Below are 21,289 nucleotides of genomic sequence, written 5' to 3'. Positions count from 1 at the left end.
TCTCCTTCGAATTGTGTTGTTGCTTGTTGGGAAATCTTTGGAATCCTGTTATTTCAGAGTCTCAAGAAAGTCCTCGCCGGTAAGCGGGAGAGTTGTCTCGAGTTTCCCGTCGGCTCCGTAAAGCGCCACCGCAATCGAGTCGGTGATCCCGAGTTGGTCGCGCAGCAGGTGCTGACGGGTAATGTCGATGACGTTGAAGTGATAGCCTTTGGCAGAAGCCGCCTCTTCGGTTTGGTGCAGCTTCGCGACCGCGGCATTGTCATAAGGTGAATAGAACAAAATTGCTTCGGGCTTTCCCGAGCCAAGAATCGCATCCACCGTTGCGGTTTCTTTCAAATAGTTCTCGGCCTGAACTTCCGCAACGCAGCCATCGGCGGCCGCGGTAATCGCCTGGCGTACTAGCGTGTCAGTGCAGTCGCCCACCGCGTAGATCCCCGGCACATTGGTGGACATGTTGCGTTTGACCGGGATGTAGCCGCGCTTGTCCATATTGACGCCAGAATCGTTGAGGAACTCGGTTTGGGGAACCATACCGACGAAACTGAACACGCCGTCCACGCCCATCTCGGTTTCCTCGCCGGTCAAGACGTTTTTCACGGTAATGCCGTTGACAGTGTCGTCCCCGCGAATCGCTGAGATGGTGGAGTTCCAGATGAAGGTCATCTTCGGGTCGGATTGGGCCTCGCGTCCCTCCGCTTCGTTGCAGTCGAGTTTGCCGGGATTGTTCATCACGACACAGATGACCTCTTTGGCGTAATGGGTCAGCAACAGTGCGTTGGAAATCGCGGAGTTACCGGCACCGAGAACCGCCACGGTTTTATCGGTGTAGAACTCGCCGTCGCAGGTTGCGCAATAGCTCACGCCATTGCCGGAGTATTCCTCTTCCCCGGGAATCCCCAGTACGCGCGGCTTGCAGCCGGTGGAGATAATGACCGCGCGGCAAAGGAAATCGCCCTTGCGCTTCGTGTGGATAACTTTGATACCGTCAGGGTTCACGCTGAGCGTCTCGACGCGACCGGTCACCATTTTGACGTCATCCCGGTACTGTTCCGCGTGAGCCTTGACGTGCGCGGTCAGGTCGCGTCCGGGAAGACTGGGGAGACCGGGGTAATTTTCGACCATTATCGAGTCGTTGATTTGACCGCCCCAAGCGCCCTTCTCGACCAAGACGGTCTTAAGATGCGCCCTTCCGGCGTAAATTGCGGCGGTCATACCACCGAATCCGCCCCCGATTATCCCGAGGTCATAGACTTCATCGCTCATTGTTACTCCTTACTTTTTTGTGTTGTTCTTGAAGCTTTTTCAGTCTCGAAAGTGGTGTTTCTGCCCTGCTCCGGGTGCGGCTTTGCAGAACCGAGACCGTTCTCAGTCGCAGTGCTTGACGTGGTTTCAATGGTTTTTGCTGTTTCCTCGGCATCCTTCTCCCAGGTTCGCCCCCACCCAGTGAGAATCCACACCACGCATAGTGCGGTCATCAGCCAGCCGAACCAGCAGCTTAAGAAGACTGAGACTGCGGAGGGAACCGGCATCCCCTCGTAGGTGTTGGCCAGATCGTGGGCCACCCCGATACCGCCCAGAACAAAGATTGAATTGAAGGGCACCACCCCAGAAATCGAGATTGAGGAGGTCAATGCGACCAGCGTGCGTCTTTCGGGGGAGAGACCGGCGCCCGCGCCGACTCGTTGTGTGATCTCACCCATCATCAAAACGCTCGGAAGTGCTGCTCCGCAGATAAACGCGTTCATCAGCGCGTTCAACAAGAAGATGATTAGCTCGGCTCCCCAAGGTGTCTTGGTGAACTTGAAGTGGTCAAGCCAGCTCATGATGAGATCAACTGCTCCGGTGACTTTCATGAGATATATAATCCCCGCGAGGAAAACCATCATGAGCGCCATGGCTCCCATAGAGTTGATGCCTTCCATGATGACTCCAGTTATGGCGGGCTTCTGGGTGGGGTCAAAGTTGATGATGTCGGATGGTTTGAACAAGCCGGTGGCGAGACCCACCGCGAAACCGACAAGGGAGGCAGCGGAAAGACCCGTGAGGATTTCTTTGGTCCACAGGCACACCCCGACGACCACGAAAATGGGGATCAGCATCCACAATCCCCGCGGGTCGGCGAGCTTTTGGATAGCTTCAGAATTCCCCATGTCTACGCCTTTACCGGGGAAGACAGCAAGGAGAGTGAGACAGATGATGCCTGCGCCGATAGTCCAGGGGATGCGCTGTTTGAGAAAGCGAACGAGGTCAGCAGGGGCTCCAGTGAGGGAATTCGTTTGGGTGCTGAGCGCGCCAAAGGTGAGCTGGGAGGAAGGCGCGAGGGTGTCCCCAAAGTAGAGCCCGCCAATAATCGCTCCGGCAAGAATTGCGGGATTGCATCCCATAAATATTCCGGGAGCATAAAAGATTGAAAAACCTGTGAAGATAGCGGCGAAAGGAACCCCGCACCCAATCGCGACGAGTCCGGTTCCGAGAAAGGCGAAGACAAGGAAGCCAGCGCCGCGTATCCCCGTGTTGAGACTTACCCACACGAGGCCTTGGCCGATTTTTCCGTCCATCAAGAGGTGGGAAAACACGCCGATAACTAGGAAAACGCTCATGAGTTTCGCCTGTCCGAGGTTGGTCAGCCCGCGGGCGGCGGTTCCCCAGAACTTAGGCCAGCTCTTGGAAAACAGCGAGAGGAACACAAGGGAAAGAAAAGAAGCGAGGAGCAGGCCTTCAATTGTGTAGACCTTGAAGCCGATAGCGATGACACCGCTTAAAGCGATGAATACGAGCACCATAACGAGAACCATGGCTGGACCGCCGTAGAATTCCACTGGATAAGCGGGGCGCTCGGTATCTTTGGGATTGGGTTGGGAGTCTTTATGTGCATGGCATACGGGCATAGCGACACCTTTAGAAAAACGCACTTGACGAAGCGCGAGGAATAACATTCGGTCACTAAGCCGTTCTTACCCAGATTGCTAGGCAATTTCATACTAGATTTTTTGAGGCCGCTGCGAAAGGGACTAAAGGCCTTATTTTCGATGAATTTTTACAGTAGCGAGTTAGTTGCCAAAGAGACAAGTAAGGGTTTATGCTTGCCATAATGGCAACTAAGTTTTTGCTTCGCGTTGTGGGGACGGTTTCGTCTTTGCTCCGTTGCACTAAGCAAAGACGAAACCGTCCCCGAATGCTCCGCAAAACCCGACCCGGAGGTAGACCATGGAAAGCAACAGTGAGCAAGCTGATTTCGTGGCGAAAGAGGCAGTGAGAGAGCCGTCTGGGGGAGAAGTCGCGAAGGAGACGTTGAGCCCAGAGGAAGCAGCGGAGATGTTGGTGGCGGTTGACGACGTTGCGACGCGGGTGGTGACAATCGACCGCTTTCCGAAGTGGTGGATGGCGATGTATGTGGTCTTGCCGGCCTTGGCGTACGCGGGAGGGGCTATTCTGCAGGACTACATCTTGTCTCTAGGGTGGTCGAAGTACCTGGCCCTCCTGGCATTTCTGCCAATGGCTGCGCTCTACTGGGTTCTATATTTGACGTGGCCAAAATTGGTTCGTACTGGACTGGGGCAAGACGAACGTCAGTTGATGCAGACCTGGCTTATGTTCTTGCCGGTTATCTGGTGCTGGCCCTTTCTCGGGGCAACCCGTGGGTTGATTGAGGGGCTGCAGGACTGGTACATTCCGGCGGCTGCCTTTGCGATTATTGCTTTGATTAATTTCGTATTTCTCGTGGCGGTTCTGCGGTGGTTTCGCCGCCGGATTCAGGTGCGAGCCTTTGACTTCACCGAGTCAGAGGCGATGTGGGACTCCGCGCAGCGCGAAATCAATCGGCGGCTCGCTGAGCTGGACGCGAGGGACAAGGCGGAAAAACGTTGATGGCCATTGCTGAAAAGGAAATACCCGACCGGGGAAAGCCTGCGGCGGACGCTCGAGCCCAGTCGGTCAAGCCAGCCTTTGATGAACTCATTCACTCGCCCAATCGCTTGCGAATCTGTGCAGCACTGGCGGCGGTGGCGGAAATCGAGTTCGCTGACCTCGAGGCGGCAATCGGGATTACGACCCAGTTGATGTCCAAGCAACTGAAGCTGCTTTCCGATGCGTGCTATGTCACGCTCGAAAAGCGCCCTGAAAAGGTTGGACGCCCCCGGACCTGGGCGGCACTTACCGACGCGGGCCGCCGCGCCTACCTTGGACACATCAAGGCGCTGCGCGAGATCACGAGGGTATAGAAGCTAGCGAAGGCAGAATCTCGTGAACGAATGTTCCGAACCGAGATGGTCTTAAAAACGGAAACGATCAAGGAAAACTCGAGGGGATATGATGCGTTGGCTTTTGGGGAAATCCTTGAGATTCCCACCGACGAGTGCACTTCCGTTTTCGATTATGTCAAGAAATGCTTCATAGAATGGCAGGTCGTTCAAATCTGGTATGGCTCCTCGAAATCGTTTTGGGGAAAAGATTTCGCTAAAGGTAAGGATTGATGAAACGAAAGACTCAACGAATGCGGGAGTGAAGTGACATTTTGTTCGACAGAGCACTTGGCGGTATTCAGTAGGATTATCTTCACTTACTGCGGGTGTGATTTTCCCATCAAAATGAAGCTTAGAACCTTTACAGTGGCAGAATCGTCATGTTTAGATAAAAGATCGCAGCCACAAACACATTCATGTCTATAGCTGCGAAGCTCGCCATTTTAGCGTGCCTCAATACGGGCGGCATCGATTTCCGTCTCGATCTCGATTGGAGTCATGTCCTGCAACCCGTTGTTTTTGGCTTCTTCGCAGAGTTTTAGGAAAGCTTTGCGGGCGGCTTGCATCATTTGGGTTTCCATGTCTTCGATGTTTCCTGTCCCGTGCGTAGCGGTAACTTCGCTTTGTTGCACCGCCCCGTCGAGTATGCGCCGCACTTCAGTCTCGGTGCTGCGTCCATGTTGCGCCGCAAGAATATGCAGACCTCGGTGGGTTTCATCAGAGAGGTTTCTTACAGTAATAGCGGACATAACAACCTCCGGCAGCATTATTATCAATGATCTCATTTACCACTGAGACGAATTACTCTTTGGGCGAGCAATGGTAATCAAGTTGGAGACAATTCCTCCTCGGGCTATAATCCGGCTTTGGTCCATTGGATGGCGAGCTGTACCCGGTCGCGCATTCCGAGTTTGGTGAGTATTCGCGAGACGGCTTTTTTGGCGGAGTCTGGTTCGATATAGAGCTTTTCGGCGATTTCCGTGTTGTTGAGGCCGGCGGCTACTAGGGTGACGATTTCGATTTCACGTTCGGTGAGCGCATCGAATTGTGCTCGCGCGGCTTGTACGTCTTCGCTGGTTCCCAGGTTGGTGACGTGGCGGGCGAGGATTTTCCCGGTGATTCTTGGGGTGAGCACGGCATCCCCGGCGTGGATCGCTTCGATAGCGGCAATCAGTTGCGGACCGCGCACGTCTTTGAGAAGGAATCCGGAGGCTCCGGCGCTCAGCATTTTGAAGGCGTAGTCATCTTGATCGTAAGTGGTGAGTGCGAGAATCTGGACGTGCGGATAGCGGGTTTTGATTTCTTTAGTGGCAGCGATTCCGTCCATCACCGGCATTCGGATATCCATGATGATGACCTCGGGCAGAGGCTCGCGGCGCTCTGCAAGCTGTGCGAGAGTATCAAGCACCTTTTGACCGTTTTCGCACGTGGCAACAACAGAACAGGTGGCGGATTTGCTGATTAGCATAGTAAAGCCGTAGCGTATAGCTTTTTGATCATCGACGAGCATTACCCTGATCTTTTGTTTTTCAATCATGGGCGGGCTCCTTGGGGATGAGTGCTTGTAGTTTCCATCCACCATTAATATCTGGCCCAGCTGTGAGCTGCCCGCCGAGACTGGTCAGATCTGCGCGGATCTTTGACAGACCATAGCCACTGGAGGGGGTGTGTTCGTGCAGGTCTGTTTGTTTGCCGTCATCGGTGACGGTGACCTCCAGGTGGTCTGCATCTGTGGCAGTAAGCCTAACGGTGACGGCAGTGGCTCCGGTGGCATGTTTGAGGGTGTTGGTTATGGCTTCGCGAATAATCCGGTAAGCCAAGCCGATCTGCGCTCCTGAATCGGGAACGCCTGGGGCTATTTCCAGTTTGGCGTATATCCCGAGTTGGTTGATTCCTTGTGTTAGTTCGCGCACCTCTTCAAGAGTGTGGTTTTCTGTCTTATCTTGTTTCCCCTCAGCTATTGAAGTGACGAGGGTGCGGGTCTGGCGTAGGCCGGAGCGGGCATATTCGTTGATAAGTTCTACTATTTCCTGCGTTTCCGGCTGTAGCCCGTTGTCGGCTTGGAGGCCTTCGGTGAGGGTGATGATGGCGGTAAGGGAATGTCCAACAGAATCATGCAAGGTGGTAGCCATTTGGGTGGCTTTTTCACTGGCTCTGGCTTGCGATTCGCTCCCCTGCAACCTCGCTAGTATTGCTTGTTCTTTTTGTTTCGCTACCACCGAGTTTGCCCGCATACGAACCAACGCTGCGCTGAGGCAAGTGAATGCGAAAACCGTGATGGCGGGAATCAGGAAGGTTTTGCCTGACGTTACATACTCATAGAACGAGGCTCCAATCATTCCGGCACCAAGCACTAACAACACCACCAGTGTTTTCTTGGTCTCGAACAGACAAACACAGGAAAACGCCAGGAGGTAAATCGCGAGCATGACAAGGGCAATATCTCCTCCGTATGCTGCGATAGAAGCAGCCATCAGGACGAGCGGCACGGAAAGATACCAATATTTGCGTCGTCCCAAAACGGCCAAACAAGAAAGCACTGACACCAGCCACACGATTACAGGCGCAGCCTCGCTGCGAAGCCCAATCAGAATCTGGTAGATGGCATAGAGCCCACCCACAATCCATACCGGCTCGGGGTTTCCTATCCAGGCGGCATAGATTTGGTCGAAAAAACCTCCCCGATAAGTGGTGGAGGGCGCTTGTTTCACCCCACCTACAGAGGAGCGAAACAAGGATGACGCGTGTGTATCTGTGTTCATAGTTTGGCTCGATTGAATTGGATCTTTACAAATATCATGCCAAGAATGATCCACGTGAGGCAGATGAAACCAGTAGCAATCATCGATCCGGTGGCGTAAAAGTCACCTATGGAGCGCACCGCACTAGCGTGGGCGAGCAGGGCTGGCGGATAAATCGCTGAAAGCGCAGGAGCGGCGATAGCCATACCGAAACCAATCAGCGAGGCAATTAACACGACCGTAACGATAGAGGAAAACCCTGACAGGCGCACCCCGATACCGATCACGATCAGTTGCCAAGCCGTCATTGCTAAAGCCAGCACAAACAAGCGCGGCATCAGTGAAAACGCGTCCGCAATCCTGAACCCCAGAAACACGCCCGCACCGAGCTGTAAAACCCCAAATAGCAGCGCGGAAAACAGGGAAACAACGAAAGCGTGAAACGTAACAGCTTTTACGTATTTACCCTCCGCTCCGATAGTTTTCAGGCGAGCAATGTTGCGCCCGTTGTGTTCACCAGACATTTTCTGAGCCTGCAGAGCGCCGACCAGAATCGGAATGAACAGGGTGGCCGGTAGCAGCGCAGATTGCCCCCACACTGCAAGGTAGGTGGCTCCTTGAGCTTCGAAGTCTGCCCGGTAGGCCGTGTATTGGCTGATTCCCATGAGCAGCCCCAGGAACGAGGTTCCCGCTAATGCTAGCCAATACCAGGCGATATTGTTTTTGCGCCATTCCCAAGCAAATACCTGATTCATCACTGTTCCACCTTCCTAATCTTAATCGCCAGCATGAAAACCGCAGCCCACACAAGTGAGATAATCACCGCGATAATGCCTGCCGGGAGCGGGACGGCACTGATTTGTACTACGCCGCCAGTTGAGCCAACAACCGGGTTAGCCGCGCTCACCAGCCCCCATGGCAGTATCCACGAAAAATGGTTCAACCCAGCAAACGGCAGCGCAGATGTGCCGATAGCAGCCACCACAGCCAGCCCGAGCGTCACGCCCTGCTGCATGAAACGCGTCGCCGCCCACGTGTGTACCGCGCTCACCGCAACCGCATCGCCCACCAATGCCAGCAGTGCGGACAACGCAATCGGAACCACATTACTTGGAGTGCTAAACCCAAACATGCTCGAGGCTAGCAGCGCTAATGCCAACACAAAACCAGCCACCAGTACCGTCACCACGATAGTCACGGCTAGATTCGCGCCAAACTGGCGGATCGGAGAAACACCGATAGCACGCAGTTTCGCGTCCATGCCACCGTCACGAGCCGTGGTCACCACCCGCGAAGCAACAATCGCCGCGATAATCGGCAGCACATAGATAGCGAGCATCATCACCTCGTTGAGCGCCAACACGCTCAGGCGAGTTTCGGCGGCTCCGCCAGCGCGTTTAGCGAGCGCCGCACCTAACCAGGCAGCAACCACCACCAGAAACAATAAAGTGATCAACCCGATCTGGCGGTGGCGCAAACTCTTTAGCGTCAAAACAAACTGTTTCACTGTGCTACCACCTTCGAGGTATAAATCGGGTCGGTGAGCGCCAAGAAGGCCTCTTCTAAAGATTGGCGCACCAGCTGCACCCTATACACTTTCACTTGTTGATTCACCAGACTAGCTACCAGTGAAGCCACTGCTTCATCAGAAAGCACAGGTAACGTCACTGAACTGCTCTGCCTATCAACCTGGTGGGCGATACCAGAACTGGCGATCAGCCCGGCAGCAGCCTGCGGATCAGAAACCTGCAACTGCAAATGCCCGGCAGAACGCAAATCATCCATGCGCCCCTCGAAACGCAAAGTTCCCGCCGAAATAATCCCCACATAGTCAGCCATCTGCTCAATCTCGGAAAGAATGTGGGAGGAAATCATCACCGTGGTACCCCGCTGGCGAGCCCAGTTAATAATCAAATGACGCATCTCCACCACACCAGCCGGATCCAGCCCGTTCGTGGGCTCATCCAAAATCAACACCGGCGGATTCGGAGCCAAAGCCAACGCCATACCCAGACGCTGTTTCATCCCTAAAGAAAACGCTTTTGCTGGTTTCTTGCCCGTCACCCCGGCAAGCCCAACCACACCCAGAGCCTCCCGACCTTGCGGGCGCGGGACACCAAGATAATCACACAGCAAATCCACGTTTTCTTCCGCGCTCAAATTCGGGTAAAACGCCGGTCCTTCAATCAGCGAACCAACCAGACGCCCCGGCAGTATTTTTTCCGCGCCTTGACCCTCCCCGCTCGGAAAAGCCGTGATCTGCCCACCCGAGGGCTTCACCAACCCAAGCAGCATCTTCATCGTGGTAGATTTCCCCGCCCCATTGGGTCCCAGAAAACCATAAATACCACCCTGTGGAACATGAATAGACAAATCCTGTACCACAGCCTGCTCGCCATACACTTTCGACAAGGCCTTTGTTTCAATCGCATATTCCATCTATGGTTCCTTCCAGTTCTTCAAAGTGGATACTTCAAGGTTGCTTGATGGAAGGCAACTGTTTCCACAAAGAACAATATTTTGTCCACCAAGGGGGACACGTAAGCGTCGAATCGGAACTGACTGGGAATAGCCGCGCCTACCTCGGGCGCATCAAGGCATTGTGCGGGATTGTGGAGACTTAAGCAACTTCGGACATTTAACCCCCTCTAAACTCGGCATTTTAGACCCGAGTGAAATTAGCAAATTACTTTCACCTGCGAGTTTGTTTTTCAATTCGAAATTCTACAGGGTGATAGATGTCCGAAGATGTTCAAATTCTTTAGAAGACGGCTTGGATTAGGAGCATATTGAGGGCGGTCCCTCCGAGGATTGCGAGCAAGGTGTTCCGCCGCCAGGCATAGAGGGCGACGGTGGCGAGGCTCGCGACAAGTGCCGGTACCCAGTCGGCGGGGGCGGTGAAGGTGACCGTTCGCAGGCAATAAACCACGAGCATCGCCATAATCGCGTAGGGGAAAACCTTGCCGAGGTAAACGACCCAGGCTGGCGTCTCTTTGCCGTCCCCACCGCGGAAAATTAGGAAGGGCGTGAAGCGGGAGGCGATGGTGATTGCGGCCATAATGGCAACGGCGATGGCGGCTGTGGCAGGGGTCATCGGTCGCCCCATTCTATGGTTAGGTCTCTCGGATTGGTCGGGACACTCGGATTTTCAGCCGCGGACGACTCAGCCGACGCAGCAGGGTAGGCGGGATTGCTTGCGTTTTCAGCCATGGCGGTCGCGCGCTCGCGGGCCTCGGCTTCGAGGGTGTTCTTGCCGAGTAAGAGCGCGACCAGGATGATGAGCATTGTGGGAATCAGGAAGTTGTCTGGTCCAAAAATTGCCAAGCACACTACGGAAGTGGCGAATCCGATTAGGGCGGGGACGTGCCCGCGTCCATGGGGAACCTTCAGCCATTGATCCGTGACGATGGTCAAGAACAGGGCGGTGAGTGCAAAATCGATGCCTTCCGTGTTGAATGGCAAAACGTCGCCAACCAGCGCGCCGATGACTGAACCCGCTACCCAGTAGGACTGGTTGAATAGGGTCAAAAGAAAGTAATAGTTGAGCTTATCCTTACCATCGAGGCCCTCCGGATCTTGGGTGACGAGGGACTATGTCTCATCAGTCAAGGCATAAACGAGATATGGCTTCCGCCACCTGGCGTTGCGGTATTTATCGATAAGCGAGAGGCCGTAAAACAGGTGCCGCGAGCCGACCATGAAAGCCGTCAGCGCCACCGTCGCAAAACTTGCGCCGGTGGCGAGCAAAGGTATAGCCACGAACTGGGTCGCGCCGGAGTAAATCCCGAGACTCATCGCGAGAGCCCAGCCGACCCCGAAGCCAGAGTTTTGGAGTAAAATCCCGAAGCCGATCCCAAGGAAAACGTAGCCGGTCATAACCGGAATCGAGGCGATGAAGGCGCGGCGGGCGGCGCCTGGGTGAGTGGCGGTCAAATCAGCGGACTCGCTCTTATGATCGGGTGCTGGCTCTGAATTCGGCTCTGTAGTCGATTCGTCGGCTGTTATATCGGACGAATCACCTTGCCCCAGATCCTCGCGTTTATTCACGAATTTGATTATATGACGGTGTTGTTATCCTTGGAATCCGCGGCAATCTTGACATCTATCTCGCGCTTGGAGGGAACCCCGAGGAGTAAGAGCAAACCAGCCAGCGACACAAACGTGTAGAACCAGAACATGCGCGCGAAGCCCTTGTTGAGCTCGAGTTGGAATGTGGATTCAATACGCGGCGCGGCGCGGTCAATCTCAGCCAGGTAGTCGGCTTGCGCTTGAGAAAAGTTTTTTTTCGCGCCAGCAAGTGCCTGGTCGACCGCAGTCTGGCTTGCGGCCTGACGCGCGGCCTGCGGGGCGTGGGCCATCTGGGCATTGATGGAGGACTCAATCTGAGATTTCAGGGAGGACTCCATGGCTGCGGACTGCTGGTCGAACATGAAAGTCGCGATTTCTTTGGAACGCGCGACGATGTTGGTTACGTCAGCAGTTTGCAGCTTCGACTTGAGGTTCTCCGGGAGCTTAGACATGTCGAATCCGGCGCCCGCGGCGTTCAGGGTCTGACCAGAGCCGGGAGTAGAGGCGGTCGCGCTAACTTGAGGCATTGGTGGCGGAGTAAATTTCGGCAGCGCTGCCATCACCGAGCCTCCCAAACCGCCCAAGGAAGTTGCCAACAAGCCGACCAAGATCGCAGGAGCCAGGGTCGTCCCCATTGAACGAATCAGGGATAGAGTCGCTTGGCCGGAGTTGGCGTCACGCTCGGGAACGAGGTGCAAGATGAGATAGGTCAGAGGCGCGCCCATCAAGAAACCGAGTCCCAGACCCATGACAAAAATGGCAATGGCTGCGGACCAGAAACCGGGGTAGGGAGTAGCCCAGAAGATGAGCAGCAAACCGGCTAGGGTCGAGATCGTGACCCCAATCCCGAGAACCAGGCGCGGGCCATACTTGTCCGTCAAGCGCCCCGAAATCGGGGCTCCGATTGCTGAAGCTAGACCGATAATGATCGTCGGATAGCCGCCTGCGCCGGAAGGAAGACGCATGGAGTTTTCAGCAAATTGCGGAATGAACATGACCGTCATCATGAGAATCCCAGAAACGGCGCCAATGAGGAGTGTGGTGGCGACTGGTACGGTCGCGAAGTAGGCAAAGTTGATAATCGGATCCCCGCCACGGTGAGCCAGTCGAGTCTCGCGGAGCCAGAAAACTGGCGTGAGTGCGAGGAAAATCACGAGGCCACCCCACACGTTCGGATCCTGGACGGAACTCGCGATCTGAGTGAAATCAAGGTGTTGGAATTCCCAAAGTAGTGCCGTTATCATCACCACCAGAATCACGATTCCCGGAAGATCCAAGTGCCGAGAATCGCGCGATTCTTGGGGCGGCAAGGCCCAAATCCCGAGCCCCACTACGACGAGGGCGATGGGGACGTTGATGTAGAAAATCCATTGCCAATTCGAGGCTCCGGCAATGTCGAGGACTAAAGAGCCGACCGATCCACCAAAAACGGAGGCCACTCCATAAACCATGCCGACAAGCCCGAGCGCCATGCCGCGCTTCGCAGGCGGAACAATCGTTCCCACGGCGGCGGTCGCGACCGGCATCATACCGCCGCCACCAATGGCCTGCACCACACGAGAGGCCAGCAGCAGCGGGAAGGAATTGAAATCCTGGGCCAGCCCGCAGCCCAGAGAACCGAGGCCGAACAGCCCGATGGCAAGGACATAGACCGGTTTTCTGCCGATAAGATCCGCGACCTTCCCGATAATGGGAATCCCCGCGGCGTAGGCCAGGGTGTAAATCGTGAAGACCCACACTCCGGCCTGGTCAGACACTCCGAGACTGTGTTGAATCACGGTTCGCGCCGGATTCACAATGCCCATATCGAGGGCGCCCATGGCGATTCCCGCCAGGTAAAGAGTCAGCACCAACACCCAATGTTTCGGTGCCTGGGGCTGTTTCTCAAGAGTATTTGTAAGAGTTTCAGTAGTCATGGTTTTTCTCATTCTTAAGCGTTGAGGGAATCGGCGAGTTTGCCGAGCAATTCGGTAAAACTATTCATCTCGTCATCGGTTCTTCCGGCGAGGACGGTGTCGAGACTGTCGGCGAGCGGCTTGGAAAAATCGTGACCGACATGGGCTGCGTTTTCACCAAGGGATAAAAGACTTTTACGGCGATCTTTGGGATCAGTTTTCCGGCGCAAGAGGCCTTGATTCACGAGGCGATCCACCTGGTAAGTTGCGGCTGCGCGAGTGAGGTGTAAGGCGTCAGCAAGTTCTGAAGGGGTCAAGGGCTGGCCTTCGAGCTCCCCCTGCCAAACCAACAGCACGGCCTCCCCATCTTTCCCGCGCATTCCCATGGCGGAGGAATAGCGGTCGACAAGGTTGTTGGCGACAAAAATCAGGCGGTGGAGGTTATAAATAAGCTCATCACGCTGGGAATGACGGGGGTTGGATTCGTCGGGGGATGAGCTGGTTTTTTCGGTCATGCAGTTAAGTATATTGATAATTAAGAAACTTAATCAAATTGGGGGCGGTGGGGTTTAAACGGGTTTCCCTCGCGGAAATCGTGGGGGAAACCGAATAGTGTCCTGGGTGGCCACAAGGGGGCTAATCTTCATAGGCTCGTATTTTAATAAGCGCAGGTCAGGGAAATTTGTGCGGTTTCCCTGACCTTAAAAAGCGCTCGAAAGCGGCCGCCCAAGACGGGAAGTCGATTAATCAAGACTGGGTCAGGGCTCAGCTGAGGTTTAAATCAACCGAATCGCTTGGCGGGCGATGGCCAGTTCCTCGTTCGTGGGGACAACCAAGACGAGAACTTTGGAATCCTCGGTGGAAATCCGCCACACCGACTTCGACGGGTCGCGATTTTCGTTGAGCTCCTTGTCGATCTTGACCCCGATGAACTCGAGTTTTTCGCACAGGCGGTACCGCGTCCTTGCATCGTTCTCCCCGATGCCAGCGGTGAAAGTCAAGACGTCGAGGCCGCCGAGTTCGAACGTGTAGGCGCCGATGTATTTCAAGAGACGATTCTGGTAAACCTGGAGGGCAAGGAGCGCATCAGAGTCGCCATCATCGCGGCGCTGCCACACATCGCGCATATCGTTGTCCCCGCAGAGCCCAAGCATCCCCGATTTCTTGTTGAAAAGCGTGTCGATTTCCTCGACATTCATGCCTTTGCGCAAGAGGTGGAATACTACTGCCGGATCGATGTCGCCGGTACGGGTCCCCATCACGAGACCCTCGAGTGGGGTCAGACCCATGGAGGTGTCGATGGCTTTCCGCCCCAGTTCGGCGCAAGCGGAGGCACCGTTGCCGAGGTGGAGGGTGATTTGCCTGACCGTGTCTTTGCCGAGGTAGTCGCACACCGTTCCGGAGACGAACTCGTGGGAGGTGCCGTGGGCGCCGTAGCGGCGGATGCGGTACTTGTGGGCGGTTTCCTTGTCGAGTGCGTAAGTGCGGGTCTTTTCGGGGAGGTCAGCAAAAAATGCCGTGTCGAATACGGCGATGTGGGGGAGATCTGGCCACAGCTCCATGGCGGTATCGATTCCAATGAGGTGAGCCGGATTATGCAGGGGCGCAAGGTCGCAGAGCTCGGTAATCTTAGCGTGGACATCGTCGTTGACAATGGCTGCGCCCTTGAAGTACCAGCCGCCCTGAACGATGCGGTGGCCAAAACCGGCGAGGCCAACGTGATCCAAATCCGGCCCGTTTTCTTTAAACAGGTCAATAATGTGGTTCAAGGCCTCTTTATGGGTCGGTAACGGCAAGGTGTCGGTGTGCTTTTCTCCGTGAACAATGTGGGTAACTTCCCCGCGGTCGGTGCCGATTCGCTCGGCCAAGCCCTTGGCAAGGACATCGCCTGAAACCGGCTCAATGAGCTGGTACTTCAGGGAAGATGAGCCGGAATTGATGACGAAAATGGTTTGTTGGTTCATAGTCTTTCCTTTTCAATTGGTCGTTTTATTCTTTGCTCGCCTGCAAGCACTCGCTAGCTTTGAGCCTGGATGGCGGTAATGACGATGGTGTTGATGATGTCATCAATGGTGGCTCCGCGAGAGAGATCATTGACGGGGGCGTTCAGGCCCTGGAGAACCGGGCCGATGGCGAGTGCTCCGGAAGTGCGCTGGACGGCCTTGTAGGTGATGTTTCCGGCATTCAGGTCGGGGAAGATAAATACATTGGCCGCTCCGGCAACCGAGGACTCGGGGGCTTTCTTGGCGGCGACCGATTCCACTACAGCCGCATCAAACTGGAGTGGGCCGTCAATCGCGACATCAGGCGCGGCAGCCTTCGCCAGCGAGGTCGCCTCTTTAACGAGGTCGACCATCGGACCGGTTCCAGAATCGATAGTCGAGTATGACAGCATCGCGACTTTCGGGTCGAGTCCGAATTGCGCGGCGGTCTTTGCTGAAACCACCGCAATATCGGCGAGCTGCTCCGCGTCGGGGGCAATCGTAACGGCGCAGTCAGAATAGACATCGAAGTGGTCGTTGAAGACCATTAGGAAGGCTCCGGAAACGAGTTTCACTCCCGGCATCGTCTTAATGACCTGGAGGGCGGGGCGAATCGTGTGGGCGGTCGTGTGGGCGGCGCCGGAAACCATTCCGTCCGCGTCCCCGCAAACAATCATCATAGTCCCGAAGAAAGAGATGTCTTTCAAGGTCTCGCGGGCTTTTTCTTCGGTCATGCCCTTGTGCCCGCGCAGTTCCACGAGCTTCGGGATATAGCGACCGAGACGCTCCTCGTCATTAAGGGAAACAACGGTGGCTTTCGAGAGATCAAGATCGAGCTCTTGGGCTTTAGTCTCGATTTCGGATGATTCACCAATGAAAATGAGCTCCGCGGAGCCGTCTTTCAGAACTTGGGCGCCCGCTTTCAAGATGCGTTCGTCTTCCGATTCGGGTAGCACGATACGCTTAGGGGCTGAGGCTGCCTTCTTGGTGAGGTCAGCAACAAAAGTATCCTTGAAATCGCTCATTTTTTACAGCTCCTTTACTGCATTTTCGGGGATGGGGGATAGATAACTGTGATTAAAGGTTATCCTAACGCAAGGTGTCTCGTTGGTAAAGTTGGGACTTAAGGCCTAGGTGCGAATGGGGTCGCTAGGCCAACTGTGTGTTGAAATCGGTAAAGCGCCTACAACGGAGGGTTATAAGCGCTTTATCGAGTAAGCAAGGACAACGTCGTCCTTGAGGGGATGCAATTGTGATTGAGTTGTGCCGCTTGGAGCGGTGTGGAATGAGAAGGAGAATTAATGAGCAAAAAGAGTTCCTTTCAGCGCGAATCGGTCAGCGCGGAAGAGGTATTCACCGTAAGTGGTGACTTTACCGGATTCATCGTAGGAGATATTTTGAAGATTCAAAACGATTGAACCGGTGGGAATCCGAAGCAGCTGGGCTTCCGGATTGGTGGCTTTCCGAGCGGATACAGTTTGGCGGGCCATAGAAACGATAACCCCGCGTTCAGCCAAGGCGGATTCGAAAGAATCTCGTTCCAAGGCGATAGCAGCCGGAGCGATACTCGAACGCACGACGTCAAACATGAGGCCAACAGGTTGATGATCGCACAGACGCAGACGCCGGATCGTGGTGATATTCGTTCCGGGGGCAATCTCAAGTTTGGCGGCAACCTCCGCCGAAGCGGGGGAAGAGCCGTATGACAACACTTCAGTTGTGGGCTTGCGACCTTCCGACTTCATCTGGTCAAAGACGGTCTGAAGCTGGTTGGGACGGTGAACCCGAGTGGGGGCAACTTGGGTACCAACACCTCGACGGCGCACCAAAAGACCATGATCTCCCAACTGTTGCAACGCGCGGCGAGCGGTCGGACGAGACACGTTCAGGCGGCGAGCCATCGAGAGTTCATCCTCCAGGCGGGTTCCGGGCGTGAGCTGGCCGGAGAGGATCATGTCCTCAATTGGTTGTGCAATCTGGTGATACAGCGGGACGGGCGAATTCCGGTCGAGCCTCACATCAGCTTCGAAGTAAGTTGGTGCCTGTGACATGGTGGTTACCTCCGTTTACCAGTCGGGTCAATTCCTTTAACCCTTACGTCCATATGTATCGACAAATATTGCTAGGACATTAGGGCAAATGTGCTGGAATATCAACGAAATCTCTCTGGAAACTGACTGAATGGTAAGTGGAATTTTTGGTCGCAGTTTTGCCATAGGATTAAGGCATGGAAGAAAATGTGCAAAACGGTAAACCCGCAGGTCCGGTTCTGGTTGTCGATTTTGGGGCTCAGTACGCCCAATTGATTGCCCGCAGGGTGCGCGAAGCGCAGATTTACTCGGAAATCGTCCCTCACACGATGCCGACAGCGAAGATATTGGCGAAAAATCCCGCTGCCATCATTCTTTCAGGTGGGCCGTCTTCGGTTTACGCCGAGGATGCTCCGGCCTTCGACTCGGCGGTTTTTGATGCAAACGTGCCGGTCTTTGGGATTTGTTACGGCTTCCAGGTCATGGCCCAAGCCCTTGGCGGGGTCGTAACCGCCACCGGAACTTCCGAATACGGACATACGACTTTGAGCGTGTTGTCTCCGGAGACACTCTTGGATGAAACCCCTTCGGAACAGGTGGTTTGGATGAGCCACGGGGATGCAGTCACCGAGGCTCCCAGCGGTTTTAAAGTTACCGCCAGCACCGAAGCGACAAAGGTCGCTGCCTTTGAAAACCCTGGGCGACACCTGTATGGGGTGCAATTCCATCCCGAGGTTCACCACACGGCTTACGGTCAAAAGATTCTGGAGCGTTTCCTCTATGAAGGTGCGGGACTCGAGCCGGTGTGGACACCGCAATCGATCATCGACACCCAGATCGCGGCTATCCGCGAGAAGGTTGGAGATGCGCAGGTTATTTGTGGCCTGTCGGGTGGGGTGGATTCCTCAGTAGCGGCGGCGCTGGTGCATCGCGCGGTTGGTGACCAGTTGACTTGCATTTTTGTTGACCACGGACTGTTGCGCGCCGGCGAGCGGGAACAGGTTGAGAAGGATTACGCCGCTGGCATGGGGATTCGCGTGAAGTATGTAGATGAATCCGCGCGGTTCCTGGGGGCTCTTAGGGGTGTGAGCGATCCAGAACAGAAGCGCAAGATTATTGGCCGCGAGTTTATTCGTTCTTTCGAGGCCGCCCAGCGCGAAGTGGTCGCGGAAGCGGGAGCCGCCGGTAAGGAAGTGAAGTTCCTCGTTCAGGGGACGCTCTATCCCGACGTGGTGGAATCCGGTGGGGGAACAGGAACGGCCAACATCAAGTCCCACCACAACGTTGGGGGTCTACCAGAAGACTTGAAGTTTGAACTCATCGAACCCTTGCGGCAACTCTTCAAGGATGAGGTGCGCGCTTTGGGGCGCGAACTCGGGGTTCCCGAAGTGATTGTAAAACGCCAGCCTTTCCCCGGCCCGGGCCTCGGGATTCGCATTATTGGTGAAGTGACGGAGGAGCGGCTGGAGATTTTGCGAGCAGCGGATTTCATTGTGCGCCGCGAGCTCACAGCCGCGGGTCTGGATGACGAGATTTGGCAATGTCCGGTGGTTTTGTTGGCCGACGTGCGGTCGGTCGGGGTGCAGGGCGACGGTCGCACCTACGGCAACCCGATCGTCTTACGGCCGGTGAGCTCGGAGGACGCCATGACTGCCGACTGGTCGCGTCTCGATTGGGATTTGGTCGCTCGGATTTCGAACGAAATCACCAACCAGGTTCCCGAAATTAACCGCGTAGTTTTGGATTGCACCTCCAAGCCACCGGGGACGATTGAGTGGGAATAACTGACAAAACCCGCAAAGCCTTGAAAACACTGGGGTCTTAAAGCGGAAACGGGGCATTTGATAGCAAATTGATAGCAGATACCAAAACCGGATTTACTTTGTTCACTCCCGTATAACGGGTGGCTTGCGGGTAAATCCTCCATATCCTAAGAAAAAGGTCTTGCTGACTTTCACCAGTCGGCAAGACCTTTTTTGTTATTTGTCTTTTCTCTGTTTCTTCAATCCTTTTATCAGAGCATCGCTTAATTCCTTCGAGGGGACTTTGGCCCACCGCTGGGTGGTGTCGTACTTCGGGTAGTTGTAGCGCCAGCGGTCATAGTCCTCCTTGGTGATCTCCCCGGCCTCCAACTTCGCCGCCTGTTCCCGCCACGCAATCAAGATTTTGTTCAGCTCACTGGCTTGACGGCCTCCCTGAAAAATATCTGCTTGCAGGCAGGCACGTCCATCCGCCTCTACCACTTTCAGACTGTAAACATCCTCCAAGGCGAACAGCGTATGGGCCAAACCTATGTAGTTGTCTATGTCCGGGACGCTCAACGCCTGGGGCGATACATCTAATGTATGCGCCAGGGCAGCGGTCAAGTCGGCCTTCGGCGTCCGGGTGCCTGTTTCGTACTGTGCCAGACGAACATCGGCGGAACGCTCTGGAAAGCCCACCGCCATACCAAGATACTTCTGTGTCATACCCCGGAGGGTGCGGAAAAAATGGATGCGCTCTCCTATTGCCATAAATGCCAACTCCTATCTGGTGGTTTCTGTCGAAAGTAGTATAACATATTCGCTTAGTAACAGTCAAGAGTATCTTAAACAAAAAAGTTAAAAATTATTCCGCAAGCCACTTGACAAAGCAAATTTGCTTAGTTATAATAGGTTAAGCATAAAGGCTTAGTTCTGGGGCCATGAAAGGAGGTGAGCGCACAATGGCAAGCACCATGTTCATGCGGGTGGACGAGGTAGCGGAGGAATTAGGGGTTTCTGTCCCCTATGCCTATAAGCTGATTCGTTCTATGAATGCGGAGTTGAAAAAGACGGGCTGTATTGCCATTTCAGGCCGCATCGACCGCAAATTCTTCCACGAAAAATTTTATGGCACAAGAAGCCAGAGCGAAAGGAGTGATTAACCTATGGCGGCGTTTAAGAACAAGGCCAACGGCACTTGGTACGTCCAATTCCGCTATACGGACTGGAAAGGAGAGCGCCAGCAGAAGTTAAAGCGTGGCTTTGCCACCAAGAAAGAGGCCCAGGCGTGGGAACGGGAGTTTCTGATGCAAAAGCAGGCCGATGTGAACATGACCTTTGAGAGCTTCGCCCAGCTCTATGAGAAGGATATGAAGCCCAAGCTGAAACTGAACACCTGGCTGACAAAAGAAAGCATCATCCAGAAGAAAATCCTGCCGTATTTTGGAAAACGGAAATTGTCGGAAATCACCGCCAAGGACGTGATGGACTGGCAGAACGCGATCCGAGGGTTAACGGACGCCAAGGGAAAACCCTATTCCCCTACCTATCTCAAAACCGTCCACAATCAGTTAAGTGCCCTCTTTAACCATGCTGTCCGCTACTACGGCCTCCAGGTCAATCCTGCGGCCAAGGCCGGGAACATGGGGGTGGAGGAACGGCGTGAAATGCTGTTCTGGACGAAGGAAGAGTATCTGAAATTTGCCGACGCCATGATGGACAAGCCCCTCTCCTACTATGCCTTTGAAATGCTCTACTGGTGCGGTATCCGGGAGGGGGAACTGCTGGCCCTCACCCCAACAGACTTCGACTTTGAGGCGGGTACAGTGTCCATCAGCAAATCCTATCAGCGGCTCAAGGGCAAGGACGTGATTACCACTCCTAAGACGAAAAAGAGCAACCGTGTCATTAAGATGCCCAAATTCCTCTGTGGAGAGATGGAGGACTACTTAAAGATGTTTTACAGCACCGGGGCAAATGAACGGATTTTCCCTGTCAGCAAGCACTATCTCCACCATGAAATGGACAGAGGTGCGAAAGCGGCGGGAGTGAAGCGGATCAGAATTCACGACCTCCGACATTCACACATTTCCCTGCTGATTGATATGGGCTTCACCGCCCTGGCAATCGCTGACCGGGTGGGGCATGAGAGTATCGATATCACCTACCGCTACGCCCATCTGTTTCCTACAAGGCAGACGGAGATGGCGGACAAACTGGACTTTGAAAGGATGGGAACGTAACCATGTCACTGAAAAACCGAGACAACAAAAATCGCTGGAGGAACAAGACCGTGGCCTTCCGGGTGTCCCCGGAGGAAGATGAACAGATCGAGGCCGCTGTGCGGCTCTCCGGCCTGACAAAGCAGGACTACATCACAAGACGCCTCCTGTGCCGGGACGTAGTGGTACAGGGTAATCCCAAGGTCTACAAAGCCCTGCGTGACCAGCTTGCCGCCGTTCTGGGTTAAAGGACAAATTGTGTGTCTGGCCGGTTAGTCCCAGGTGTTGTTGTAGGGGGTGGTGTGGTGGAGTTCGTTCCAGATGATTCCGTCGCCCCATCCGGGGAGGCTTCGCCTGGTGATGTGCTG

The 21,289-nt window shown here is 54.7% G+C and carries 24 protein-coding genes; 7 read left to right on the top strand and 17 right to left on the bottom strand.

The genetic code is table 11. The features are described from left to right. Positions 1-48: 48 nt before the first annotated feature. Together FYJ63_RS04820 and FYJ63_RS04815 are read right to left on the bottom strand one after the other, a co-directional pair. A complete protein-coding gene (locus tag FYJ63_RS04820) occupies positions 49-1,263 on the bottom strand; it encodes an NAD(P)/FAD-dependent oxidoreductase (protein ID WP_154544355.1) in 1,215 nt (404 codons plus the stop codon). Positions 1,264-1,265: 2 nt separating this feature from the next. Next, positions 1,266-2,888 carry a Na+/H+ antiporter NhaC family protein gene (locus FYJ63_RS04815; RefSeq protein ID WP_154544353.1) on the bottom strand — a complete coding sequence of 541 codons (1,623 nt, stop codon included), beginning with the start codon at positions 2,886-2,888 and terminating at the stop codon, positions 1,266-1,268. Between the two features lie 319 nt (positions 2,889-3,207). Here FYJ63_RS04815 and FYJ63_RS04810 point away from each other — a divergent pair, with 319 nt between their 5' ends. Continuing rightward, positions 3,208-3,867 (top strand): hypothetical protein, encoded by a 660-nt coding sequence (locus FYJ63_RS04810; protein ID WP_154544351.1) that lies wholly within the window; start codon positions 3,208-3,210, stop codon positions 3,865-3,867. After that, a complete protein-coding gene (locus FYJ63_RS04805; RefSeq protein WP_154544349.1) occupies positions 3,867-4,220 on the top strand; it encodes a transcriptional regulator in 354 nt (117 codons plus the stop codon). The genes FYJ63_RS04810 and FYJ63_RS04805 overlap by 1 nt, the downstream gene beginning before the upstream one ends. Positions 4,221-4,684: 464 nt before the next feature. Here the strand turns inward: FYJ63_RS04805 and FYJ63_RS04800 are convergent, their stop codons facing one another. The 6 genes from FYJ63_RS04800 to FYJ63_RS04775 all read right to left on the bottom strand — a co-directional run bounded on the left by FYJ63_RS04800 (position 4,685) and on the right by FYJ63_RS04775 (position 9,421). Continuing rightward, positions 4,685-4,990 carry a FitA-like ribbon-helix-helix domain-containing protein gene (locus tag FYJ63_RS04800; protein ID WP_154544347.1) on the bottom strand — a complete coding sequence of 102 codons (306 nt, stop codon included), beginning with the start codon at positions 4,988-4,990 and terminating at the stop codon, positions 4,685-4,687. 104 nt (positions 4,991-5,094) lie between these two features. Beyond that, complete coding sequence (locus FYJ63_RS04795; RefSeq protein ID WP_154544345.1) at positions 5,095-5,778, bottom strand: response regulator transcription factor; 684 nt, start codon at positions 5,776-5,778, stop codon at positions 5,095-5,097. After that, positions 5,771-7,003 (bottom strand): sensor histidine kinase, encoded by a 1,233-nt coding sequence (locus FYJ63_RS04790; protein ID WP_154544343.1) that lies wholly within the window; start codon positions 7,001-7,003, stop codon positions 5,771-5,773. The genes FYJ63_RS04795 and FYJ63_RS04790 overlap by 8 nt, the downstream gene beginning before the upstream one ends. After that, the gene (locus FYJ63_RS04785) at positions 7,000-7,740 is read right to left on the bottom strand and encodes a hypothetical protein (protein WP_154544341.1); all 741 of its coding nucleotides are present in this window, start codon (positions 7,738-7,740) and stop codon (positions 7,000-7,002) included. The genes FYJ63_RS04790 and FYJ63_RS04785 overlap by 4 nt, the downstream gene beginning before the upstream one ends. Continuing rightward, entirely contained in the window at positions 7,737-8,489 is a 753-nt protein-coding gene (locus FYJ63_RS04780) for an ABC transporter permease (RefSeq protein ID WP_154544339.1), read from the bottom strand. The genes FYJ63_RS04785 and FYJ63_RS04780 overlap by 4 nt, the downstream gene beginning before the upstream one ends. Further along, positions 8,486-9,421 carry an ABC transporter ATP-binding protein gene (locus tag FYJ63_RS04775; protein ID WP_154544337.1) on the bottom strand — a complete coding sequence of 312 codons (936 nt, stop codon included), beginning with the start codon at positions 9,419-9,421 and terminating at the stop codon, positions 8,486-8,488. Before FYJ63_RS04775 ends, FYJ63_RS04780 begins: the two co-directional genes overlap by 4 nt. Positions 9,422-9,468: 47 nt before the next feature. On the opposite strand from FYJ63_RS04775, the gene FYJ63_RS04770 reads away from it, so the two are divergent. Beyond that, a complete protein-coding gene (locus FYJ63_RS04770) occupies positions 9,469-9,606 on the top strand; it encodes a hypothetical protein (protein ID WP_154544335.1) in 138 nt (45 codons plus the stop codon). Positions 9,607-9,743: 137 nt separating this feature from the next. On the opposite strand, the gene FYJ63_RS04765 is transcribed toward FYJ63_RS04770, so the two are convergent. The 8 genes from FYJ63_RS04765 to FYJ63_RS04735 all read right to left on the bottom strand — a co-directional run bounded on the left by FYJ63_RS04765 (position 9,744) and on the right by FYJ63_RS04735 (position 16,978). Next, the gene (locus FYJ63_RS04765; protein WP_154544332.1) at positions 9,744-10,076 is read right to left on the bottom strand and encodes a branched-chain amino acid transporter permease; all 333 of its coding nucleotides are present in this window, start codon (positions 10,074-10,076) and stop codon (positions 9,744-9,746) included. Continuing rightward, positions 10,073-10,510, bottom strand: coding sequence for a hypothetical protein (locus FYJ63_RS11185; RefSeq protein WP_229769979.1), 438 nt, complete (start codon positions 10,508-10,510; stop codon positions 10,073-10,075). The genes FYJ63_RS04765 and FYJ63_RS11185 overlap by 4 nt, the downstream gene beginning before the upstream one ends. 63 nt (positions 10,511-10,573) lie before the next feature. Beyond that, a complete protein-coding gene (locus tag FYJ63_RS11435) occupies positions 10,574-11,029 on the bottom strand; it encodes an AzlC family ABC transporter permease (protein ID WP_338106828.1) in 456 nt (151 codons plus the stop codon). 8 nt (positions 11,030-11,037) lie between these two features. After that, positions 11,038-12,966 carry an MFS transporter gene (locus tag FYJ63_RS04755; protein WP_229769978.1) on the bottom strand — a complete coding sequence of 643 codons (1,929 nt, stop codon included), beginning with the start codon at positions 12,964-12,966 and terminating at the stop codon, positions 11,038-11,040. Between the two features lie 14 nt (positions 12,967-12,980). Continuing rightward, entirely contained in the window at positions 12,981-13,460 is a 480-nt protein-coding gene (locus FYJ63_RS04750) for a MarR family winged helix-turn-helix transcriptional regulator (RefSeq protein ID WP_154544328.1), read from the bottom strand. A 261-nt stretch (positions 13,461-13,721) separates the two neighbouring features. Beyond that, the gene (locus tag FYJ63_RS04745; protein WP_154544326.1) at positions 13,722-14,909 is read right to left on the bottom strand and encodes an acetate/propionate family kinase; all 1,188 of its coding nucleotides are present in this window, start codon (positions 14,907-14,909) and stop codon (positions 13,722-13,724) included. Positions 14,910-14,962: 53 nt separating this feature from the next. Next, positions 14,963-15,952 carry a phosphate acetyltransferase gene (pta, locus tag FYJ63_RS04740; RefSeq protein WP_154544324.1) on the bottom strand — a complete coding sequence of 330 codons (990 nt, stop codon included), beginning with the start codon at positions 15,950-15,952 and terminating at the stop codon, positions 14,963-14,965. A 273-nt stretch (positions 15,953-16,225) separates the two neighbouring features. After that, positions 16,226-16,978, bottom strand: a complete 753-nt coding sequence (locus FYJ63_RS04735) for a GntR family transcriptional regulator (RefSeq protein ID WP_154544322.1) — start codon at positions 16,976-16,978, stop codon at positions 16,226-16,228. Positions 16,979-17,154: 176 nt separating this feature from the next. Between FYJ63_RS04735 and guaA the strand changes: the two genes are divergently transcribed. Continuing rightward, positions 17,155-18,741, top strand: coding sequence for a glutamine-hydrolyzing GMP synthase (gene guaA, locus FYJ63_RS04730; protein ID WP_154544320.1), 1,587 nt, complete (start codon positions 17,155-17,157; stop codon positions 18,739-18,741). Positions 18,742-18,936: 195 nt separating this feature from the next. Here guaA and FYJ63_RS04725 read toward each other — a convergent pair whose 3' ends face one another. Beyond that, positions 18,937-19,470 carry a helix-turn-helix domain-containing protein gene (locus FYJ63_RS04725; RefSeq protein ID WP_004221664.1) on the bottom strand — a complete coding sequence of 178 codons (534 nt, stop codon included), beginning with the start codon at positions 19,468-19,470 and terminating at the stop codon, positions 18,937-18,939. A 191-nt stretch (positions 19,471-19,661) separates the two neighbouring features. Here FYJ63_RS04725 and FYJ63_RS04720 point away from each other — a divergent pair, with 191 nt between their 5' ends. The 3 genes from FYJ63_RS04720 to FYJ63_RS04710 are packed head-to-tail and all read left to right on the top strand — an operon-like array spanning position 19,662 to position 21,169. Next, positions 19,662-19,862 carry a MerR family transcriptional regulator gene (locus FYJ63_RS04720; protein WP_154544318.1) on the top strand — a complete coding sequence of 67 codons (201 nt, stop codon included), beginning with the start codon at positions 19,662-19,664 and terminating at the stop codon, positions 19,860-19,862. Between the two features lie 3 nt (positions 19,863-19,865). Beyond that, complete coding sequence (locus FYJ63_RS04715) at positions 19,866-20,942, top strand: site-specific integrase (RefSeq protein WP_052792091.1); 1,077 nt, start codon at positions 19,866-19,868, stop codon at positions 20,940-20,942. Positions 20,943-20,944: 2 nt separating this feature from the next. After that, positions 20,945-21,169 carry a plasmid mobilization protein gene (locus tag FYJ63_RS04710; RefSeq protein ID WP_229769977.1) on the top strand — a complete coding sequence of 75 codons (225 nt, stop codon included), beginning with the start codon at positions 20,945-20,947 and terminating at the stop codon, positions 21,167-21,169. Positions 21,170-21,289: the final 120 nt, after the last annotated feature.

Origin of the sequence: Mobiluncus porci (genome assembly GCF_009695935.1) — a bacterium.
Classification (GTDB): Bacteria; Actinomycetota; Actinomycetes; order Actinomycetales; family Actinomycetaceae; genus Mobiluncus; species Mobiluncus porci.
This window is presented reverse-complemented; position numbering and strand designations above follow the sequence as displayed.